The 2,890-nt window shown below is 72.1% G+C and carries 3 protein-coding genes; all 3 read left to right on the forward strand.

The genetic code is table 11. From position 1 onward, the window contains the following. Positions 1-1,150: CBS domain-containing protein (locus QZ433_RS06245; protein ID WP_295780807.1), on the forward strand; the 1,150-nt coding region annotated here is incomplete at its 5' end. Next, positions 1,150-1,695, forward strand: coding sequence for a DUF1003 domain-containing protein (locus QZ433_RS06250; protein WP_295780809.1), 546 nt, complete (start codon positions 1,150-1,152; stop codon positions 1,693-1,695). The genes QZ433_RS06245 and QZ433_RS06250, both read left to right, overlap by 1 nt. Beyond that, entirely contained in the window at positions 1,692-2,840 is a 1,149-nt protein-coding gene (locus QZ433_RS06255; protein WP_295780811.1) for an Mrp/NBP35 family ATP-binding protein, read from the forward strand. The genes QZ433_RS06250 and QZ433_RS06255 overlap by 4 nt, the downstream gene beginning before the upstream one ends. The last annotated feature ends 50 nt before the right edge of the window (positions 2,841-2,890 follow it).

Genomic DNA, 2,890 nt, shown 5'->3' on the forward strand with positions numbered 1-2,890 from the left:
CGTGTCCATCGGGCGCGTCACCTCGATCCAGGCGGGGCAGGTCATCACGACCGGCCTCATCAACGTGCGCCGCTTTCAGCAGCGCGGCGGCGAGGTGCGCGTGATGGCCGAGATGCTCGGACGCCGCGTGAGCCTGGTCGACGGCTCGGGCTCCGCCGTGATCGAGGACGTCGCGATCGAGCGCAACCGCCTCGGCGAGTGGGACGTGGGTCAGCTGTTCCTGCGTCGACCCCGCACGAGCGCGTCGCCCTTCGCCAAGGGCGCCACGACCTTCGCCGCCTGGGGCGAGGTGCGCGAGAACCAGACACCCGGCGAGGCGCAGTCCGCCGAGCAGCTGGTGGCGACGTACTCCGAGCTCAAGCCCGCCGACCTGGCCAACACCCTTCTCGACCTGCCCGAGGAGCGTCTGATCGAGGTCGCCGAGGAGCTCAGCGACGACCGTCTGGCCGACGCGCTCGAAGAGATGCCCGAGGACGAGCAGGTGCACATCCTCGAGCAGCTCGGCGACGAACGCGCCGCCGACATCCTGGATGCCATGGAGCCCGACGACGCGGCCGACCTGCTCGGTCAGCTGCCCGAGTCGCGCTCCGAGCAGCTGCTCGACCTGATGGAGCCCGAAGAGGCGGACGACGTCCGCGCGCTGCTGCAGTACGGACCCGACACCGCCGGCGGTCTGATGACGCCCGAGCCGATCGTGCTGTCGGCCGACGCCACGGTCGCCGAGGCCCTGGCCCTGATCCGCCGTCACGAACTGCACCCGGCGCTCGCGGCATCCGTGTTCATCACCCTGCCGCCCTACGAGACGCCGACCGGACGCCTGCTGGGCACCGTGCACTTCCAGCGGATGCTGCGCTACCCGCCGCACGAGCGGCTGGGCGCCATCATCGACGACACTCTCGAGCCCGTCCCCGCCGACGCGACCGCGGCCGAGGTCGCGCGCCTGCTCGCCAGCTACAACCTCGTCTCGCTCCCCGTCGTCGATCAGGCCCATCGCCTCGTCGGCTGCGTCAGCGTCGACGACGTGCTCGACTACCTGCTGCCCGACGACTGGCGCACGCACGACAGCGATGATCCGAAACCGCCGACGACGGTCAGACCGCTCGCGACGCAGAGCATCCCCCAGATCCCGCAGACCCCGAGGAGGCGCTGATGGCACGCAACAACAAGCAACCGGCCCTCGATGCGCCCCGCGGGCGCACCGGCGTGCTCGCCCCGCGCACCCCCCAGCCCTCGCGCGACCGCTTCGGCCGTTTCACCGAATGGGTGGCGCGTGCGATGGGCACGCCGACCTTCCTGCTCTCGCTCACGCTGTTCTGCGTGGTGTGGATGGGGTGGAACTCGCTCATGCCCGACGAGCTGCGCTTCGACTCGGCCGACATCGGCTTCACCGCCTTGACGCTCGTGCTCTCGCTGCAGGCCTCGTACGCGGCCCCGCTGATCCTGCTCGCGCAGAACCGGCAGGACGACCGCGACCGCGTGCAGATCGAGCAGGACCGCCAGCGCGCCGAGCGCAACCTCGCCGACACCGAGTACCTCGCCCGTGAGATCGTGGCCCTGCGCATGGCCGTGCGCGACCTGACCGACGAGGTCATCACCAAGGACACGCTGCGCACCGAGCTCAAGGCGCTGCTCGAACGCCTGGACGACCAGACCGACGCCGGCGCCCGCTCCACCGCCTCGCGAGCCACCCCGTGAGCGCGGTGCTCGCCGATCGCGTCCGCGACGCGGTCGCGGCCGTCGCCGACCCGGAACTGCGCCGTCCCCTCGGCGAACTCGACATGCTGCGCGAGATCACCGTCGCCGACGGCGTCGCCGACGTGGGCATCGCCCTGACGATCGTCGGCTGCCCCGCCGCGGACCGCATCGAAAGAGAGGTGCGGGATGCCGCGGCCTCGGTCGACGGGATAGACGCGGTCGCGGTGCGGGTGGGCGTCATGTCGCCCGACGAACGAAAGGCCCTCACCGAGAAGCTGCGCGGGGGTCGGGCGAAGCGCGAGATGCCCTTCGGACCCGATTCGCTCACGCGCGTGATCGCCGTGACCAGCGGGAAGGGCGGGGTGGGAAAGTCGACCCTCACCGCGAACCTCGCGGTCGCCCTGGCCGCCCGGGGCCTGCGCGTCGGACTGATCGATGCCGACGTGCACGGCTTCTCGATCCCGGGCCTGCTCGGCCTGGTCGACGCCGACGGTCTGCCTCCGGCCCCGACGCGCCTGGACGACCTGATCCTGCCGCCGGTCGCCTACGGCGTGAAGGTGATCTCGATCGGTATGTTCCTGCGTCGTCCGGGAGAGGATGCCGCGGGCGCGGTCGCCTGGCGAGGACCCATGCTGCACCGCACCGTGCAGCAGTTCCTCACCGACGTCTTCTTCGGCGACCTCGACGTCCTGCTGCTCGACATGCCGCCCGGAACCGGCGATGTCGCGATCTCGGTGGGGCAGCTGCTCCCCCACGCCGATGTCCTCGTCGTGACGACCCCGCAGGCCGCGGCCGCCGACGTGGCGGTACGCTCGGGCCTGGTCGCCCGCCAGACGGGCCAGCGACCGATCGGGGTGATCGAGAACATGGCCGCCATGACGCTCCCCGACGGGACGGTGCTCGACCTCTTCGGGGCGGGCGGCGGCGAAGAGGTCGCGCGCGCCCTGTCGAGCGCCGATGACGAGGTGCCGCTGCTGGCATCCGTTCCGCTCAGCCCGGCGCTGCGCGCGGGAGGCGACGACGGCAGGCCCGTGGTGCTCGCCCGGCCCGACGACCCCGCCGCCCGGGCGATCGACGCCGCAGCCGCGGCCATCGCGGTGCGTCCCCGGGGCCTCGCGGGCAAGCCGCTACGCCTCGGCGTCTGACCGTCGGATTCACCCGATCGGACTCGGTCCTTCACCCGGGGGTCGGGCTC

It is taken from the genome of uncultured Microbacterium sp., assembly GCF_913776565.1.
Classification (GTDB): Bacteria; Actinomycetota; Actinomycetes; order Actinomycetales; family Microbacteriaceae; genus Microbacterium.